At 57.6% G+C, this 18,700-nt stretch carries 15 protein-coding genes; 13 read left to right on the forward strand and 2 right to left on the reverse strand.

Going from position 1 to position 18,700, the window contains the following annotated elements; genetic code table 11:
* Position 1: 1 nt before the first annotated feature.
* Both VFX97_12750 and VFX97_12755 read right to left on the reverse strand, forming a co-directional pair.
* On the reverse strand, positions 2–1,903 hold the full coding sequence (locus VFX97_12750) for an SUMF1/EgtB/PvdO family nonheme iron enzyme (protein ID HEX5704064.1): 1,902 nt from the start codon (positions 1,901–1,903) through the stop codon (positions 2–4).
* A 20-nt stretch (positions 1,904–1,923) separates the two neighbouring features.
* Positions 1,924–2,397 carry a hypothetical protein gene (locus tag VFX97_12755; protein HEX5704065.1) on the reverse strand — a complete coding sequence of 158 codons (474 nt, stop codon included), beginning with the start codon at positions 2,395–2,397 and terminating at the stop codon, positions 1,924–1,926.
* A 41-nt stretch (positions 2,398–2,438) separates the two neighbouring features.
* Here VFX97_12755 and VFX97_12760 point away from each other — a divergent pair, with 41 nt between their 5' ends.
* The 13 genes from VFX97_12760 to VFX97_12820 all read left to right on the forward strand — a co-directional run bounded on the left by VFX97_12760 (position 2,439) and on the right by VFX97_12820 (position 18,693).
* The gene (locus VFX97_12760; protein ID HEX5704066.1) at positions 2,439–2,948 is read left to right on the forward strand and encodes a GatB/YqeY domain-containing protein; all 510 of its coding nucleotides are present in this window, start codon (positions 2,439–2,441) and stop codon (positions 2,946–2,948) included.
* Positions 2,949–3,475: 527 nt separating this feature from the next.
* Positions 3,476–4,006, forward strand: coding sequence for a ribosome maturation factor RimP (gene rimP, locus VFX97_12765; GenBank protein HEX5704067.1), 531 nt, complete (start codon positions 3,476–3,478; stop codon positions 4,004–4,006).
* A gap of 4 nt (positions 4,007–4,010) precedes the next feature.
* On the forward strand, positions 4,011–5,762 hold the full coding sequence (gene nusA, locus VFX97_12770; protein HEX5704068.1) for a transcription termination factor NusA: 1,752 nt from the start codon (positions 4,011–4,013) through the stop codon (positions 5,760–5,762).
* 163 nt (positions 5,763–5,925) lie between these two features.
* Entirely contained in the window at positions 5,926–8,562 is a 2,637-nt protein-coding gene (gene infB / locus VFX97_12775; protein ID HEX5704069.1) for a translation initiation factor IF-2, read from the forward strand.
* A 79-nt stretch (positions 8,563–8,641) separates the two neighbouring features.
* Complete coding sequence (rbfA, locus tag VFX97_12780; protein HEX5704070.1) at positions 8,642–8,998, forward strand: 30S ribosome-binding factor RbfA; 357 nt, start codon at positions 8,642–8,644, stop codon at positions 8,996–8,998.
* A 59-nt stretch (positions 8,999–9,057) separates the two neighbouring features.
* Positions 9,058–10,032 carry a bifunctional oligoribonuclease/PAP phosphatase NrnA gene (locus VFX97_12785; GenBank protein HEX5704071.1) on the forward strand — a complete coding sequence of 325 codons (975 nt, stop codon included), beginning with the start codon at positions 9,058–9,060 and terminating at the stop codon, positions 10,030–10,032.
* Positions 10,033–10,117: 85 nt separating this feature from the next.
* A complete protein-coding gene (gene cobO, locus VFX97_12790; GenBank protein ID HEX5704072.1) occupies positions 10,118–10,696 on the forward strand; it encodes a cob(I)yrinic acid a,c-diamide adenosyltransferase in 579 nt (192 codons plus the stop codon).
* An 88-nt stretch (positions 10,697–10,784) separates the two neighbouring features.
* The gene (gene accD, locus VFX97_12795; GenBank protein HEX5704073.1) at positions 10,785–11,696 is read left to right on the forward strand and encodes an acetyl-CoA carboxylase, carboxyltransferase subunit beta; all 912 of its coding nucleotides are present in this window, start codon (positions 10,785–10,787) and stop codon (positions 11,694–11,696) included.
* 144 nt (positions 11,697–11,840) lie between these two features.
* Positions 11,841–13,238, forward strand: a complete 1,398-nt coding sequence (locus tag VFX97_12800; protein ID HEX5704074.1) for a folylpolyglutamate synthase/dihydrofolate synthase family protein — start codon at positions 11,841–11,843, stop codon at positions 13,236–13,238.
* 54 nt (positions 13,239–13,292) lie between these two features.
* A complete protein-coding gene (locus VFX97_12805) occupies positions 13,293–13,856 on the forward strand; it encodes an NUDIX hydrolase (protein HEX5704075.1) in 564 nt (187 codons plus the stop codon).
* Positions 13,857–14,392: 536 nt separating this feature from the next.
* Complete coding sequence (locus VFX97_12810; protein ID HEX5704076.1) at positions 14,393–15,730, forward strand: amidohydrolase; 1,338 nt, start codon at positions 14,393–14,395, stop codon at positions 15,728–15,730.
* 370 nt (positions 15,731–16,100) lie between these two features.
* Positions 16,101–16,586: a YraN family protein gene (locus VFX97_12815; protein ID HEX5704077.1), complete on the forward strand. Its 486-nt coding sequence runs from the start codon at positions 16,101–16,103 to the stop codon at positions 16,584–16,586.
* A gap of 193 nt (positions 16,587–16,779) precedes the next feature.
* On the forward strand, positions 16,780–18,693 hold the full coding sequence (locus tag VFX97_12820) for a serine/threonine-protein kinase (GenBank protein ID HEX5704078.1): 1,914 nt from the start codon (positions 16,780–16,782) through the stop codon (positions 18,691–18,693).
* Positions 18,694–18,700 lie beyond the last annotated feature (7 nt).

The following is an 18,700-nucleotide window of genomic DNA, read 5'->3' on the forward strand; positions in this document are numbered from 1 at the left end:
ATCAACGACCCGCCTGTACGGCCACCGCCACAAGGCGCACACCGGTCTCCAGGTTGTAGTTCTGCGAACCCCAACTACGAGAGGCGCAGCGGATGTGTATCGGAGCAGAGTGATATGAACCGCCGCGCAAAACCCGGCGCAGCCCTTTTTCATCACCGGCCATCCAGGCGCTTCCATCCGTGGGAGCGCCGGAATAGTTGGGGAGATGCCAGTCCTCGCACCACTCCTGAGTATTGCCGGCCATATCGTAGAGTCCGAAAGCATTTGGCTGTTTGCCGCCCACGCGTTGATAGCTGGATCCGGAGTTTTTGGTGTACCACGCGATGTCGTCCACATTACTTGCGTAATATTCGCTCGTCGTTCCGGCGCGGCAAGCGTACTCCCACTCGGCTTCCGTCGGCATCCGATAAAGGTAGCCATCGTTCAGAGAATTAAGCCTGCTTATGACCTCCTGCGCCTCATGCCATGTTAGCCAAAAGATCGGCTTGTCTTCGTTGCCTTTGTAATTATCTGGCGAGCCCGGACTGTTGCCCGTAACAGCCAGCCACTGGGCCCAGGTCAGCTCATATTTGCTCATATAGAATCCCTGCCCGATAGAGACACGGTGCACAGGACGCTCATCCGGGCGACCGTTGTTCGACCCCATCATGAAACTTCCCGGTGGAATCCAAACCAGTTCAATGCCGAATTGATTTCTCACCGTGCTCACGGCAGATGGAGTTTGGACTGTCGGCTGGTCAGGCGAGGGTGACGTTACTACTACCGGTGCAGTGTTCGCGTTGGTCGTTTTAGTCGCGCTCTCTGTTTGGCCGTCGTCGTACACATTCCTGTCGCTCCATGGCACCCACCCCGTTTTGAGGACGACCGCAGCCATCGATGCGCCTACCAGCAGAAGGATCACTCCGAACGTTATCAAGAGAACCTTGGCGATTGATGGACCGGGCGGATTGGGAATAACCACGGGGTCTACGGGCTTGGGGTCAATTGGGGTCGGAACGACCGGGTTGGGGCGGCCGTCCTGATCATCGGTGAAAATCCGCGAATTCCAATAGTGAGGTTTGGGGTGAGGCGCAGGGATCGTCGAAATGGGCGGAACCGGCGGTCGCGCGGCGCCTGCTTTTCGTAATGCTTCACGCATTTCGCGCGCACTCGTGGGCCGCTTGTCCGGTTCAATGGCCATCGCCCGGTGAATGACGCTCGCCACTTGAGGTGAAACCACCGTGTTTATCTTTGGGATTGGTGGAAGAGGGTCAGTTTGCTTTATCAGAGCCGACCGAGTATGTGCATCGATCGGCACAACGCCCGTGATGAGATGATAGAGGGTCGCTCCCAGCGAATAGAGATCGCTGCGGGCATCAGTACCCTGCTTAAGAATCTGTTCGAGCGAAGCGAATTGGAGCGTATAGCCGTGAACACTTTTGTCTGACGTGAGGGTCGGCATTTGTCCGACCGCGCCTTTCGCCAATCCAAAATCCAGCAGGAATAATCCCCCCTCCTCCGTCAGTTTCAGATTTGAAGGTTTGATATCGCGATGAAAAAGCTGTTTACCGTGCAGGTATTGCAGCACGTCCAGCAGCTTGTCCGCCCACTGCAAGACTTCCGATTCCGAAAATGGTCTACCACGGATTTCAAGCAGCTTGGCAAGATCATCTCCGGGGATGTACTCCATCACGAGAAAGTAGCCATCGTTGTCGCTGAAGTAGTCGGTTACTTTCGGTAAGGCCGGATGGAGCAGGTTGGCGAGCAGTTCAGCCTCACGCGCGCTGGCGGCGCGTGTTGTCTTCAGCGCCACCAGACAGTTCACACGCTCGTCGATGGCTTCATAAACCGTGCCCATGCCGCCGTGGCCGAGTTCGCGGATTATGCGGTAGCGATTTTGGAGAATTGTGTTGGGGGAAAGCATGGCTCTCTCAAACCCGATAACTAATCGCCGTCTAGGATGTATACGGTTTTGATATAAGGACAGCCGTTGCGAACGCCGTAGGTGATCTTTGTCAGGTAAAGCGACCGGTGATTGATGCCACCCTCAGTATTATAGGAGCAGACCCCGCGGGCACACTTTTCCACCGGACGTGTATAGCGACCGGGCAGGCCGTCTATTTCCCTGCTCTTGAACCACTGTTCGGCGCGGGCGAAGGACGAGAACCTTCTTACTTCAAATCGCTGCGGGTCGTCATCGTCAGCCAATGAGTGCTCGATGCGAATGGTGAATCCGCCGACGTAGGGGCGTTCGGCATCGAGAGTGCCCATCGTCTTGTTCGAAAATGATTCCGCGAACGCTTCTACCAGGGGTTTGATCGGCTGCTTCCTGCACCTCGATTGGGCTGCAACAGAAACGGTTGAGGCAAATAAAGCGATGGTGAAAATGACGGCGGAAATTTTTGCGATTGGTTTCATTTGGATCCCCTCGCAACAGCGATAGTGTCAGAAGCCCTGACATGAGCGCGCATCTTAGCGAAATCACCGGAGATGCGCTAGAGTTTTCGCCACAAACTATGAGCCTGAAACAGCAGATCATTTCCGACATGACCGCCGCGATGAAGGCGCAGGATGCGGCACGCACTTCGACTTTGCGCATGGTCAAAGCCGCCATCATGAACCGCGAAAAAGAGGGCGGTGGTGAACTGACCGACGAAGACGTCCTGAAGCTCTTGCGGTCGCAGGTCAAGCAACGCCGTGACTCAGTCGAGCAGTACGAGAAGGCCAACCGGCCGGATTTGGCTGACAAAGAGCAGGCTGAGATCGCCATGATCGAAGGTTATCTGCCCCAGTCTGCTTCGCAGGAAGAAATCGACCAGGCGGTCGTGGCCGCGATCGCCGAAACCGGCGCATCGTCAATGAAAGACATGGGCGGGGTGATGAAGGCTACGATGGCGAAATTAGCCGGCAAGAATGCTGACGGGAAAATGGTCAGTGAGACGGTGAAGGCGAAGCTCGCGACTCTGTAAGCATCAAGCGAAAATCGCCCTCAATGGCAGAAAACATTTTCGCATTCCTCATTCTCTCTGGCCTTACCACCTACTGCTGGCTAATGGTCTTTAAACCACGACTTCGCCGGCGATTGGGCTTCCGACCGCCCACGCCCTTGGGTTGGTTTTGGGGTCGGGTATGGCCGCTCAAGAAACAGGATCGCGCGGACATAGACGCGATGTCGTTAGCGTCCAGCTTGGTGGGAGCTCTGCTGTTTTCGATGATAACGGTCGTTTTTCTGGTTGTGGCGCTGTGCCGCTATTTCGCTAACTGATCAGCCATCCCCGACGGAGTGCTGCGGGTTTGCCTCGCCTCCTTCCTTTCCGTATAATCCCTCTTTCTTATCGGGTCTGCGTCGTCGTTGTCCGGTGGGTTTTCGCCCACTTTTTCTTTTGGGCGAAATTCAGTCAGAACCACCTGCGGTAGCGCGTGGTTGATCGTGACAACGAAATCACTCGGTAACTGAGATCAACCACCCGCTACCGCAGGTGGTTCTGACAAGATAATGGATCAGGGGTCGGTTGCAGAGCGCGTTATCGAACTTGCTGAGCAGACCGCCATCGACCACGGCGTCGAACTGGTTCACGCGGAAGTCGCCGGCCCGGAAGGCCACCCGATAGTCCGAGTGTTCATTGATAAGCCGGGAGGTGTCACGCACGACGATTGCTCGGATGTGAGTCATCACCTGGGCACCGTGCTGGACGTTGAGGATTTCATCCACTCGGCCTACACCCTGGAAGTTTCCAGTCCCGGGATCGAGCGCGGGCTGTACAAGCCGGCGGATTACGAGCGGTTTGCGGGACATCTCGCGAAAATCAAAAGTCGCTCGCCGATTAAGAACCAGCGAAACTTTCGCGGAAGAATCGTCGGACTCGCCGACAGCGAAGTCATTTTTGAAGACAACACCAGCGGCCGGGTACGCATTCCGACCGGCAACATCGCGAAAGCGAACCTGGAAATCGACGTCGAAGAGGAATTTCGGAAAGCCCGCGAGCGTGAAGAAACTGACCGGCATTTGATCAAACAGAATAGTTAATTTAATGAGCACCACCATCGCGCAAAACATTGAAGCCCTTTGCCAGGAGCAAGGCATCGACCGCGAGTTAGTTATCGAAGCGGTGAAGGAAGCCGTGCGCGCCGCGGCCAAGAAACAATTCCGCGCCGGCGAAGAAATCCAGGTTGATTGGACGCCGGAGACGGGTCTTGAATTGTCGGCGTCGAAAGTCGTCGTCGAGAACGTCGAGAATCCAGCCGCGGAACTATCGATCGAAGAAGCGCGCGAGCTCGGTGGTGACGATGTCGAAGTCGGCGATGCTCTCTTGCTGCCGATGCCGATGGAAGACCTCGGCCGCATTGCGGCGCAAACCGCCAAACAAATCCTCTTTCAAAAGGTCCGCGACGCGGTCCGCACGAATGTTTACGACCAGTACATCGATCGCGTGGGCGAATTGGTGAACGGCTTCGTGAAGCGTTTCGAGCGCGGCAACATGATTGTCGATCTGGGAAACCTGGAAGCCATCCTGCCGCGTTCCCAGCAGTCGCGCGGCGAACAGTGGAACCAGGGCGAACGCATTCGCGTCGTCATCACCAATGTTTCGAAGGAATCCAAAGGCCCGCAGATCGAAGTTTCGCGTACTTCACCTGAACTGCTCGAGCGCCTGTTTGAAATGGAAGTGCCGGAGATTTACGACGGCACCGTCGTGATCAAGTCCTGCGTCCGCGAACCCGGCGAACGCGCCAAGATTGCCGTAGTTTCTAACGAACGTGACGTCGATCCGGTCGGCGCCTGCGTGGGCATGAAAGGCTCGCGCGTGCAGGCCATCATTCGCGAACTGCGCGGCGAGAAAATCGACATCATCGAATGGTCGGAAGAACCTTCCGTCTTCGCCGCCAACGCTCTGTCACCTGCCAAAGTTAATCAGGTCCGCATCACCGATATCGAAAATCGACAGATGGAAGTGATCGTGAACGAGGATCAGCTCAGCCTGGCCATCGGCAAGCGCGGTCAGAACGTGCGCCTGGCGACGAAACTGGTCGGCTGGAATATCGACATCCGCAGCGAGGAAGAGCTGAAGAAAGAAGTGCACGAAGCGATGGGGGCCATGATTGCCTCCGGCGCCCCAGTCCCGCTTTCGGCGATTGAAGGCGTGACGGCGCAGCAGGCCGACGCTCTGGCCGAACACGGCATTACGGATATTGACGGACTGGCGAATACTACGGTTGACGACCTGGTGGAATTTCTCGACGTCAGTCTCGACGAAGCTGAGAAGATGCTCGAAGCTGCGCGCGCTGTAGTTGCGCTACGCGAGCAGAAATTGGCTGAACAGGGCGAAGAAGGCGGCGAAGAGCAACATGCCGTTTCTGCGGAACTTGATGAAAGTGCGCCGGACGCGGAAGTCGAACCCAACGAAGAAATGATCGCTGCGGGTTACGACGAAGCAGTCGAAAAAGGCGTTCCCTATCAGGCCGAAGAAAACATTCGCGCCGAGCATTCTGCCGATCCGGTGGCGCTGACGGAAGCGGATCCGATGTCAGCAGATGAGTTGCTCTTGCAGGAAGCCGGACGCGATCTCAGGCCTGACGTCATTACCCCGTCTCCCGATATCACTTCGACGGCAGTCGCGGATTTGGAAGCGAACATCCGCGAAGAGCAGGCTGAACTGGCCCGAGAAGAAGCCGAAGACGCCGCAACCGCCGAGTTGCAGGTCAAAGCGGAAACTGATTCCCCTCTCGCGTCGTCATCAGACGAAAATGCCGCGAGCGAGAGTGACAAAAAGCAAGATCTCGAATGAGGTCTCAGATGTTTAATCTGAAAGCCATGTCAAATCATGCGGCCAATTAATCGCAGTTTGCGCAAGGGCGCAAGGCTGCTCGCCTCCGACGCTTGCTGGTAGCAAGCGTCTTCTGAAGTGCGCTTCAGAAGGTGGCGAACGGCCACTTTCAAAGAAGGAGCGCATGTCAGTAAGCACTTCAAAAACTCGACTTTACGATCTCGCCAAAGAGCTGAAGATCGATACCAAACGCCTGATCGAAGAGGTGCGGCGCGAAGGTGTCGATGTCAGTGTTCCCTCAAACTCTATTTCGAAAGAACTCGCCGAGAAGATCCGCGAGAAATACTTTCCGAAACAAGCGGCCACCGCCAAGCGCGCGATCAAAATTGTAAAGAAGGCCGCGCGTACCGTTGAGGAGACACCGCCGGTTGAAGAACCGCCGGCCGAGGCCCCGGTCGAGATCGAAGAGCCACCACCCGCAGAGGCTCCGCCCGAAGAGATCGAGGAACCGGTAAAGCCGCAAGTCGCGCGCGTGTTGCGCAAACTGGCTCCCGCCGTGCGCGCGGAAAAACCTGAAGCGATCGCGCCGCCGCCTGAGGCCGCGCCCGAAGTTCAACCGGAAGCCACCGCCCAAGCGGCCGAAGTTGCGCCACCTGAACCGCAACCGGCGCCGCCTGCGGGACGACAAGTACGCGTCCTGCGACCGACTGCGGCCGCGCTAAGCCAGGGCATTCGACATGGTGAACGAGCTCCCGCGCCGGCCCCGACCGCCGCACCGACTCCCCGCGAGCGGGTAGTTCGTCGCGTCGAGTACACCGGCACGCCGGGTGAGACAGCGACGCCACAGACTACTTACATTCCTCCACCGGATGCCGGTCGACGCCGTTCGCGCCGCGGTTCAGTGCGCGGTGGCAAGCGCATGGACGGCAAAGGAAGAACGGACCGCGATTTTATTGCGCCGGAAGTGCGCACGCTTGAAGAGCGAATCGCCGGCCGTCTGCAAATGCCTTCGGGGCCGGGCGAGCTAAAGCCCGTGCGTCTGGTCGAAGGATCGACCGTGAAAGAGTTCGCCGAAAAACTCGGCATTAAGCCGAAAGAAGTCGTGGGTTTGTTACTGCAGCGCGGTGTGTTCGCCACGATCAATCAGGCTTTAAATGACAACGTGGCGGAGGAGTTAGGCAAGCGCTTTGGTTACGAAGTCTCGTTTGTGCCGTTTGAAGAAATGGTCGCGGAGGAAGAGTTCGAAGAACTGATCGCGACCGACGCCGACGACGTGGAAGTTCCGCGCGCGCCGGTGGTCACGGTCATGGGCCACGTCGATCACGGAAAGACTTCCCTGCTCGACGCGATTCGCGCCGCGAACGTTGTCGCCGGTGAGGCGGGCGGTATTACCCAGCACATCGGCGCGTACAGCGTCGAAGTCCAGAGTCCTGACAACGCGGATGAGACGCGCCGCGTCGTGTTCCTCGATACGCCGGGCCACGAAGCATTCACCTTGATGCGCGCTCGCGGAGCGAAAGCGACCGACGTTGTGGTCCTCGTCGTCGCGGCTGACGACGGCGTGATGCCGCAGACGATCGAAGCAATCGAGCACTCGCGCGCCGCGGGCGTGCCGATCGTGGTCGCTATCAACAAGGTCGATAGGCCTGACGCCAATCCGGATCGCGTTCGCCAGGAATTGTCTCAACAAAGCCTGAACGCTGTTTCATGGGGCGGCGAGACCGAAATGGTCGAAGTTTCGGCGAAGAAACGCGAAAACCTGGAGACGCTGCTCGAAACGATTCTCTTGACCGCGGACATTCTGAACCTGCGTGCCAGCACGACGCGTTTGGCCTCCGGTGTGGTGCTTGAAGCTAAGCTCGATCGCGGACGTGGTTCGGTCGCCACCGTGCTAGTCCAGCAAGGCACACTGAAGTTGGGCGATCCCTTCATCATCGGACAAATCTTCGGCAAGGTGCGCGCGATGTTCAATGATCGTGGCGAAGCCATTGCGGAAGCAGGCCCGGCGACGCCGGTCGAAGTGCTCGGTCTGCAAGGCGTGCCCGAAGCCGGCGAGAGTTTCCAGGTTGTCGCGGATGTTTCGCGCGCGCAGCAAATTTCGCATCACCGCCAGTACGCCGAACGTCAGCGCACACTGATCAAATCGACGAAGCGCGGTATCGAAGCGCTGGGCGAAACTGAAGTTAAGGAACTGCTCGTCATCATCAAGGCTGACGTGCAGGGCTCGGTCGAAGTTTTGAAATCAACCCTCGAAAAGATGTCCACGGAGAGCGTGAAGGTAAAGGTGATTCGCTCGGGCGTGGGCGCGATTACCGAGTCCGACGTACTGCTGGCTTCAGCCACGCAGGCGGGCTCGTCTTCAAGCGCGGTTGTGATCATCGGCTTTAACGTGCGGCCGGAATCGCGCGCGAACGATCTGGCGAAACAGGAGAGCGTCGATATTCGCCTGCACTCGATCATCTACAAGGTTGAGGAAGAAATTAAGGCCGCGATGATCGGCATGCTCGATAAGATCGAAACTGAAAAGATTCTCGGCAAGGCCGCCGTGCGCGAAGTCTTCCGCGTGCCGAAAATCGGCGCGGTCGCCGGCTGCATGGTCATCGACGGCATCATCAGCCGCAAGGCTCGTGCGCGTTTGATTCGCGACAGCGTGGTGGCGTGGGAAGGCAACATCGGTTCACTGCGCCGCTTCAAGGAAGACGTGTCCGAAGTCCGCGAAGGCTTCGAATGCGGTATCGGTCTGGAGAACTTCAACGACATTAAAGTCAGCGACCAGATCGAAGCGTACGTGATCGAGAAGGTGGCAGCCACGGAATTGTAGGAAAGTTTCGGGTTTCGAGTTCCGGGTTTCGAGTTAATGAACTCGGAACTTGAAACTCGGAACTCGAAACTGCGAAGCCATGCATCGGCCAGAGCGCATTGCAGACACGCTGCGTGAAGAGATTGCGCAGATTGTGGGTTACGAACTCGAGGATCCGCGTTTGACGATGGTGACTGTGACTGACGTGCGCGTGGCGGACAACCTTCGCGATGCCAGCGTTTACGTCACCATCCACGGCGATGAGGAAGAGCACAAACAGGCGCTCAAAGCTTTGGAGCACGCTGCGCCTTACGTGCGTAAGCAACTAGGTTTTTCCCTGAACTTGCGGCATACTCCCGTGCTTCATTTCGTACGCGACACTGTGGAAGAGAAAGCGGAGCGCGTGGACGCGCTGTTGGTAGAAATTGGAAGGAAAGACTTGAAGGATGAAGGATGAAAGGTTGACGTGGTTCAGACGCTTCATCCTTAACCCTTCAAACTTCGCCCCTGCTGTTAATGTTAAGTCAGGTAGTTGAGTTAATCGAACATAAGCACCGGTTCGCAATTACGTCCCACGTTCGACCCGACGGTGACAGTCTCGGATCTTCCCTTGGACTTTATTGGCTGCTGCGCGCACTCGACAAAGACGTCGAGGTCATCATGCGCGATCCGGCGCCGCATGCTTACCAGAACCTTCCCGGCGCCGATTTGATTCGCGTCACGCCCGCCGTCGATCGCGAATACGACGGCGTGTTCGTCATTGAATGCTCAGACATCGACCGGCCCGGTCTGATCGATCTCGAAAAGCAGTTTGTCGTCAACATCGACCATCACACCAGCACGGTCCTGTTCGGCACGATCAATTGGATCGATTCAACCGCGTCGGCCGTCGGCGAGATGATTTACAACCTGTGCAAAGCTACCGGGGTGCGCCCGACGGTTGAAATCGCAGAAGGCGTCTACACGGCCCTGCTCACCGACACCGGATCGTTTCACTACTCGAACACGACTGAACGCACTTTCAAGATTGCCTCGGAACTCGTGCGCGCAGGCGTGCGACCGGCCAAAACTGCTGAGGCGATTTTCGGTAACTATCAATGGCCAAAGATCGAGCTGCTCAGCCAGGTCCTTTCCACGGCCCAGCGCGACGATACGGGTCGCGTCGCCTGGATGCGGCATACAGCGGAAATGCAGCAGCAAACGAAAGCTTCCGAAGAAGACGCTGACGGTTTCGTCAACTATCCGCTCTCCGTCGGGGACGTTCACGCCGTCGCTCTGTTCAAGGAATGCTCGCCCGGCGTCTATCGCACCAGCCTCCGCTCCAAGGGCGACGTCAACGTCGCGAAAGTGGCGGAATTCTTTGGTGGCGGCGGTCACCGCAACGCGGCCGGCTGCACTCTCAAAGGCAACTGGGAAGAGATCGAAAGACAGGTCGTGCAACTATTGCAGGATGCTGTGAGACGAGCGAACGGATCAAAAGCTCCTGACTAACGACATCAAGTCAGAACCACCTGCGGTAGCGGGTGGGTCACCAGGGCAGTAGCCCGACCGTGAGGGAGGGCGCGCAACCAACCAGATGCCCACCAAAGAAAAAAAATACAAATGGCGTCGCGCTGACTATCAGGAGCAGACGCGCGGGCTGCTGATGGTTAACACCGGGCACGGCAAAGGGAAGACAACGTGCGCGCTGGGCTTGATGATGCGCGCCGCTGGGCAAGGCCTGAACTGCTGCATGATTCAGTTCATGAAGTCGCGCAGCGATCGTTACGGCGAGCACGTTTCGGCAGAAAAACTCGGCATTGAAATCCACACGATGGGCGACGGCTTTACCTGGGACACGAAGAACCCCGAACAGGATCGCCAGACCGCGCGCGAGACCTGGAACCTCTGCGTTGAGAAGTTGAAGAGTGGCGACTACGATCTGCTTGTCTTTGATGAGCTGGTCTACGTTCTGAGCTACGACATGCTACCGGTCGCTGAGGTGCTGGAAGAAATTCGCGCCGCCCGCAAAACTCAACCGGCTCTGCACGTCGTCGTTACCGGCCGCGACGCGCCGCAGGAACTGATCGAAGCCGCTGACCTCGTCACCGAAATGACTGAGGTTAAGCACCCATTTCAAGCCGGCATTCGCGCGCAAAGGGGAATTGAGTTCTAACCTTGCTTTCTTTGTGCTAACCTTGCCAATCAAATCTCGACAATTGAGAAGAGCGTGCTGATTTCTGACTTCTGATCTCTGACTTTTTATGCCGTGGTTTCGTAAGAAAAAAGGCAAGATCGAGCCGGTTAGCGACTCTGAACGCGTCGTTCGTACTGAGAATGTCTTCGTGCGCTGCGACGAGTGCGGCGAACACCTCTACAAGAAGGATTTGGATGAGAACCTGCAGGTCTGTCATCACTGCAATTATCACTTTCGCATCGGCGCCTACGAGCGTTTGGAAAGCATTTTCGATGACGCCCATTGCGAAGAGCTCGACGCGGAGGTGATTTCCACCGACCCGCTCGGGTTTGTCGACAGCAAGCCTTACACCAAACGCCTCGAACAGGCGCGTCATGGAACGGGCCTTTCGGAAGCAGTCATCAACGCGCGTGGAAAAGTGGGCGGGCATCGTGTGTTCGCCGCCGCGATGGACATGAATTTCATTGGCGGCTCGATGGGTTCGGCCGTCGGTGAAAAAATCACGCGGTTGATTGAGCGCGCCATCGGGGAACGGGGCGCCGTAATTATTTTCGCGGCGTCGGGCGGCGCGCGCATGCAGGAAGGTGCGCTGTCGCTGATGCAGATGGCGAAGATTTCCGCAGCGCTCGCGGCGCTCGAAGAGCGTCACCTGCCGTTCATTTCCGTGCTCACCGATCCCACCACCGGGGGCGTAACGGCGAGCTTTGCGATGCTCGGCGACATCATCGTCGCTGAACCGAAAGCCCTAATTGGTTTCGCGGGCCCGCGCGTGATCGAGCAGACAATCCGGCAGAAGCTGCCGAAAGATTTTCAGCGATCGGAATTCCTTCTCGATCATGGAATGCTTGACGCCATTGTCGATCGACGCGAGATGCGCCCCTTCATTATCAAGTCGCTCGACTTCATGATGAATCCGGATCTGACGGACAAGACTCAAGTCGCAGGTCATAAGTTTCACGTTTCGGCGAATGCGCCCTGAAAGGCACGATCGTAGGGGCAATCCCGATGTATCGAGAGCCGCCCTGGATCACACGCGATAACAGACGCGCTCGAAAGGGGCGCAAGAAATTAAGGTTCGAATTCGCGGTTGTTTCTCGCACCCCTTCAGGGTGCTTTAACTTTTATGGCTACTGTTCCGGGGGTGACGCGCTCCGCGCTTACCCCCGGCTATTGTCTCTCATCCCTTCGGGATGACTTGTCCACTCACATGCTTTTTGATGAAGCCCAGGACTATCTCCTTTCTCTCGGTCACGAGACGCTCACAATAAAACTTGGTCTCGCAAATATTGAGCGGCTGCTGGCGGCGCTTGGTAACCCGCACAGGAGTTTTCCTTCAGTTCAAATCGCCGGCACGAACGGCAAAGGCTCAACGGCGGTGATGCTGGAATCGATCTGCCGCGAAGCAAGAATCAGCGTCGGTCTTTTCACTTCGCCGCACCTGATTTCAATGACTGAGCGGATTCGCGTGAACGGCGCCGACATTACGAAAGACGAATTTGCGCGGCTCACCGCGCAGGTTAAGCAAACCGCGGAAGAACTTGTGCAAGGCCGTGAGCTGGAGACCCTGCCGACCTTCTTTGAACACGTCACCGCCATCGCGCTCCTGGCTTTTCGTGAAGCCGAAGTTGAGTTGGCGATTCTCGAAACCGGCTTGGGAGGACGGCTGGATTCGACCACGGCCGCGGGCGCCCAAGTCGTCGCCATCACGCCGATCGCCATGGATCATGAGGAACACCTCGGTAGCACCCTGGCTGAAATTGCCGCCGAGAAAGCCGCGATTATTCGGCCGGGTGTGACTACCATCGTCGCGCCACAGCACGACGAAGCGCTGGAAGTAATAAAGGCACGATGTGCCGAAGCAGGGGTAACGGCCCGTTTTGCTTCAGCGCCGACCAACGTCACAGTCGCTGAAGGCTTAGTGCCGGGCCGCATGTGCGCGACGTTTGAAACACGAAACGATAGATACGAGAACGCCTGTCTCGGGCTGCCTGGTCGCCATCAAACGATTAATGCGGCGACGACCGTGGTAATCGCGGAAGGTTTAGGTGAGCGGGGCTTCGATCTTTCACGGCACTTGATCCTCAGCGGGCTGAGGAACGCCAAACATCCGGGGCGGCTTGAATTACTTGAGGGCAACCCGCCGGTTCTCTTCGATGGCGCGCACAATCCGGCTGCGGCGCGCGCCCTCCACGACTATCTCGACGAGTTCATGGCTCAGCCAATCACACTGATCTTTGGCGCGATGCGCGACAAGCCGCTGAGCGAGATCGCGGCGATTCTCTTCCCGGCGGCCCGTCAGGTGATTCTGACTGAGCTCGATAATCCGCGGGCGGCTACGCTCGAGAATCTGAAGGCCGCCGCGCCAGCCGGCCTCGATCAAACAAGTCTTCACGAGGCGAAATCGGTCGCTGAAGCGTTGCAGATTGCGCGACGGGTTACCGGCGCGGACGGTCTCATTCTCATCACCGGCTCGTTGTACCTGGTTGGTGCCGCGCAGGAATTCATTCGCAGTGATGATTAGAGGCGGGCTACCGCCCGCCCGTCGGGCAGTAGCCGACTCTAAACCTTTAAAGTTATGTCCGACACACCTGAATTCATCGATTCGAAAAAAGTTTTCGAGGGCCGCATCTTTGACGTGACCGTTGATACGGTTCGCGAAGGCGACCAGACGTATAAGCGCGAAGTTGTTCACCACGGCGGGAGCGCAGTGATTCTGCCCGTGTTCGAAGACGGCACAATCGCGCTCGTGAAGCAGTATCGTCATCCGGCGGTGAAGTACCTGCTCGAGTTGCCGGCCGGCACTTTGAACGATCGAGAACTACCCGAAGTGGGCGCGGCCCGTGAATTGGAAGAGGAACTGGGACTGGTCCCGGGCCGCATGGAAAAGCTCTGCGAGTTCTTTGTCTCGCCGGGATTTCTCAGCGAGAAGATGTGGCTGTATCTCGCGACGGATTTGCAGGAGACCGAGCAGCGCCTGGAAGACGATGAAGCGATTGAGGTCGTGCGGATGCCGATCGATCGGGCGCTGCAGATGATTACCGACAATGAAATCGAAGATGCGAAGACGATCATCGGGCTGCTGCTCGCGGCGCCACGGATCGGTCTTACTCCCTTTGCGCCGGACTATCCCGCGGTCTGAGACTTAGTTAGACCCGGTCGTTACCGGGCTGACAATATTCAACGAAGCTGCGAAGCTGCGGATGTATTTAAGCCCAAGGCGAGGCTTTGCGAGCCTTGGGTAGACGGTTAACAAAATTTGTAGGAGCCGCGGAGCAGCGACCTTTGAGTTAGGTTATCGCAAGGAGCGCAGCAGGATTTCTCTTCAGAATGGACCACGCAACCAGGCACTCCGCATTGGTTCTGACTCGAAACGCTAAACTCGGGACTGAGATGTCGCCCGCTTCGCGGGCTCCGCTGATCTATAACGGATATGGTTTCCCAAGGCTCGCAGAGCCTCGCCTTGGGCTTGGCTAAGACCGCTGCTACGCAGCTCGACGAGTTTCTTCGTTCACCCCCATCTTTTTGGGAAAAGACGCTCCCGGTACTGACTCTTTGAGCAGGTCGCTATCACTCCCCGTACTGACCTCATACTCCGGCACGTACTTTCAGATTGAATCCGACTTGTGAAACCCAGAATCGTTAAGGTATTTTGAGCCCGCATATTCTCGATTGATCATGAAGAAAATCCTCCTGCTGTTGCTCGTTGGTGGTTTGGGCGCATTGTCGATCAATGCCCAGCAGTCCCTCGATGCGCTCGTCGATCGCGAACTGCCGCAACTGGTGAGCACCTATAAAGCTCTGCACGCCGCGCCCGAGCTTTCCCATTACGAGACAAAGACTTCGGCGTTTATCGCGCAACAACTGCGCGCGCTGGGTTACGAAGTCACCGAGAACGTGGGCAAGTATGATCGGCCGGAATGGAAACCTTACGGCGTAGTGGCCGTGATGAAGAACGGCGCGGGGCCGACGGTGCTGGTGCGCAGCGATATGGACGCGCTTCCGGTCGAAGAAAAGACCGGCTTAGCTTACGCCAGCACAGTGAAGACCAAAAACGATGCAGGACAGGAAGTAAGCGTCATGCACGCCTGTGGTCACGACGTGCACATGACGACGCTGCTGGGTACCGCCAAGATGTTGGCCCAGTTGAAAGACCAATGGCGCGGTACGCTCGTGATGATTGGGCAGCCCGCGGAAGAAACTGTGGGTGGCGCGAAGGGGATGCTGGCGGACGGTTTGTATTCGCGGATCCCGCGACCTGACTTCACCCTCGCGTTTCACAGCAGCGCTGATTTGGAAGCAGGTAAGATCGGCTACGCGCCTGGCTACGCGATGGCGAATTCGACGTCCGTGGAAATTACGATTCGCGGGCTCGGCGGCCATGGCTCCAGACCGGAATCAACAAAAGACCCGATCGTCGTCGCCGCGCAAACAGTGCTCGCGTTGCAAACTATCATCAGTCGCGAGGTCTCACCGCTCGATCCGGCAGTGGTGACGGTTGGATCGATTCACGGCGGCGCCAAAGCGAACATCATTCCCGACGAAGTTAAGTTGTTACTGACGGTCCGTTCGTACAAGGAGGAAGTCCGGAAGCGAATTCTTTCGTCAATCGAACGCATCACCAAGAGCACTGCGACGGCCGCCGGAATCCCGGAAGATCGTGCGCCGATCGTGAAAATCAGCGAGACTGAGTACACACCGGCGACTTACAACGATCCGCAACTGGCCGAGCGTCTGGCGCGAGTCTTCGAGAAAGCTTTGGGCGCGGACAAGGTAACGAAGGTCGAGCCGGTGATGGCCGCCGAAGACTTTGGGCGGTTCAGTCTCGATCAGCAGATTCCCAGTTCGCTGTTCTGGCTTGGCACCGTTGATCCGGCTAAAGTCGAAGAGAGTCGCAGGACCGGAAAGCCACTGCCCTCGTTACACTCCAGCCTGTTCGCACCGGTTCCTGAGCCGACTTTGCGAGGCGGAGTGAAAGCAATGACGTCCGCTGTTTTAGAGTTGATGAAGAAGTAAACCGAAGGCCCGACCTGCCGGAGCCCTCAAGCGGGCAACCCGCTTGGAGTAGTCGATGGGTTGGGTGCGATAACCATCATAGGAGCACTGTTAATGGGAAAAGGTGATCAGCGATCAAAACGTGGAAAAATCCATCGTGGAACTTTCGGCAAACGGCGCCCGAAGCCAAAGACACGTAAACCCGGCGTAGCCGCAGATGGGGCGTCTCAAGGCCAGGCGGCGTCGTCAGCAAAAACAAAAGAACCGAAACTCGTGAAGAAACAGCCGAAAGAGTAGGGTACGCACGCCTCTGGCGTGCTTAAGCGCGCCGGAGGCGCGTACCCATTTACGTGCTTGCGCGCCCGAGGCGCGCGTACCCATCCCACTCCCCATGCGCTTCAATCTCTGGAAAGCCGAACCCGCTGCTTCGCAAACGCCGTCACCGGCTCATTTTGAACTCGGCCGGCGCGGTGAAGCGCTCGCCATTGAGCATCTTGAGCAAGCGGGCTATCGCATAGTCGCGGCAAACTTTTCTCTTCCCATTGGCCGAAACTTGCGCGACGTCGTGGTGAACGCGGAGATCGATGTGGTCGCATACGATGGGCCGACGCTCTGTTTCGTTGAAGTCAAAACGCGCGCATCCGACGATTTCGCACCGCCTCAGGTAAACGTCGATCAGCGCAAGCGGCGGCAAATCGCACGCGCGGCGCTGGCGTACCGGCGCATGTTGGGCCTGGTTAATGAACCCTACCGGTACGACGTCGTGACGTTGGTCGCAAGACCTGACGAGGCCCAGCCGCGTATCCAACTGCTCAAAGGCTTCTGGTCAGACGCGCAGTTGAAGAAACGAAAGTGGCAGGAGCAGTACTGGGATTGACCATTGGCGTGTAGGCCCCCGCGTTTTCCGTAGCCCAGGCGTTTACGCCTGGGGAACGCGGGAAACAAAACTGATAAGCCCATCATGGGCTTACCTTTTTTGACGTTTTGAAAGCCTCCTAAAAGGAGGCTATTGTTCTTTTCGTTTACAACTTACCCAGGCGTAAACGCCTGGGCTAAATAAAAGTCATCGCATGAACGATCTTCAGCGCTACGTCGGACAACTTCTCGACGACAAGTATCGCCTCGAGCGTCTGCTCGGTCAGGGCGGCATGGGCGCAGTGTTTTTGGCGACGCATCTGGGGACGGATCGCTATGTCGCGCTGAAACTGATCGCGCCGCAGTTCATGCGCAACCAGGAGTTTGTTGAGCGCTTCAAACGCGAAGCGCGCGCGGCCGGCCGCCTCAGACATCCGAACGTAGTCGATGTCACCGACTTTGGCTTCTCAGGCGACGGAGAGGATCGAGTCGCTTACCTGGTGATGGAATATCTCGACGGCTGCACCCTGAGCGACGTGCTGGCCGAAGAGAATCGCTTGCCGCTCTATTGGGTGGTGGACATTCTGGAGCAGGTTTGCGGCGCCGTTCAGGAAGCGCATCAGCAAGGCATCCTGCACCGCGATCTGAAGCCGGACAACATCTGGCTCGAGCCGAATCGCCTGGGCGGCTATCGAGTGAAGGTGCTCGATTTCGGAATCGCGAAGCTCGCCGAAAGTGGCAACCCATTACCTGCGCCTGCTGCACCGCCTGCTCAACTTCAACCGACGGAAGCAGCCGCACTCGAAGCAGCGACGATTATTTATCCTTCGGACGCCGCGGTAGACGATGGAGCAGCAACCCAGATCCTGCCGGATGCCGAGCAACAGACGCGCGTACTTGATTCGGCGCGTAACACGGCGGCTCGGCCCCAGAAGACAGTCGCGGCTATGGGCACCGCCGCATCGGGATTAACGCGAATTGGAGCAATCCTCGGCACACCACTCTACATGTCGCCCGAGCAATGTCGGGGCGAGCGTCTGGACGCGCGCTCAGACATCTACAGCATCGGAGTGATCGCATATCAAATGTTGACGGGCGCGCCGCCCTTCACCGGTGACACCTCCAGCGTCATTCGCGCGCACAATGATCTTCAGCCCACACCGGTTCGCGACCTGAATAAGAAGCTGCCGAAGCGCGTCTCGCGCATGGTGATGTCGGCGCTGGAAAAGGATCGCGAGCAGCGGCCGCCGACGGCAATTGCTTTTGCGAACGCGATGCGCGCGAATGCCGACGGATTGGGGGCGCTTTACCGGCGCGCGTTCTCGCTTTACAGCGAATACTTTCCGCAGTTCCTGAAGCTGTCGCTGCTGGCACACATCCCAACTATCATCATTATGGCCATGATGATCGCATTCCGGCTCGCCGAGCCGCAGCTCAGCAAGTGGGCGGCAGTTGGGATCGCAATTCCATTGGCGTTACTAACGGTGGCTGCGCAGTTTGTAACCGCCTCGATCATCTCGGGCGTAACCGCGATCATCGTGACTCAACTGGCGGTGGCGCCGATGAAGCCCGTGCGCTTGCGCACTGCTTTCCAGATCCTTCGGCGCCGCCTGAAACCGTTCGCTAACACCGGGATTCGGCTGGCGATTCGCATTATGATCGGCTGGATCCTGTTTGTGATCCCCGGCTTGGTAATGACCGCGCGTTACCTGCTCTGGGCGCCGGTGGTTTTAATGGAAGGACTGGAAAAGAAGGCCGCGCGACAACGCGCACGCGCGCTGGCTTCACGATCGTGGCGCACGATTATCCTCGCGATGTTGGTTCAGATTCTGGTGCCGGCAATTATCGGCGCGATTGTCGGTGCGATTACAGGGGCCTCGACCAAACGCGGCAGCGGCAAGGGGATCAAGATCCTGACCGACGCCGCAAACCTGATTAACATCTTCTTTCTACCGCTGCTCTCGATCGTGCCGGCGCTGTTGTACTTGAAGATGAGGCAGTTCGGGGGCGAGACTCTGAGCGACGTCATGGCCCAGCTTGAAGAGATGGAAGGCACGAAGAGCGGCTGGCAGCAACGGATGCGTTCGCGTCTGACGGTCACACCGCAAAGTCGCACGCCGCCGCCCTGAGTTTCGG

It is taken from the genome of Pyrinomonadaceae bacterium (assembly GCA_036277115.1).
Taxonomy (GTDB): domain Bacteria; phylum Acidobacteriota; class Blastocatellia; order Pyrinomonadales; family Pyrinomonadaceae; genus UBA11740.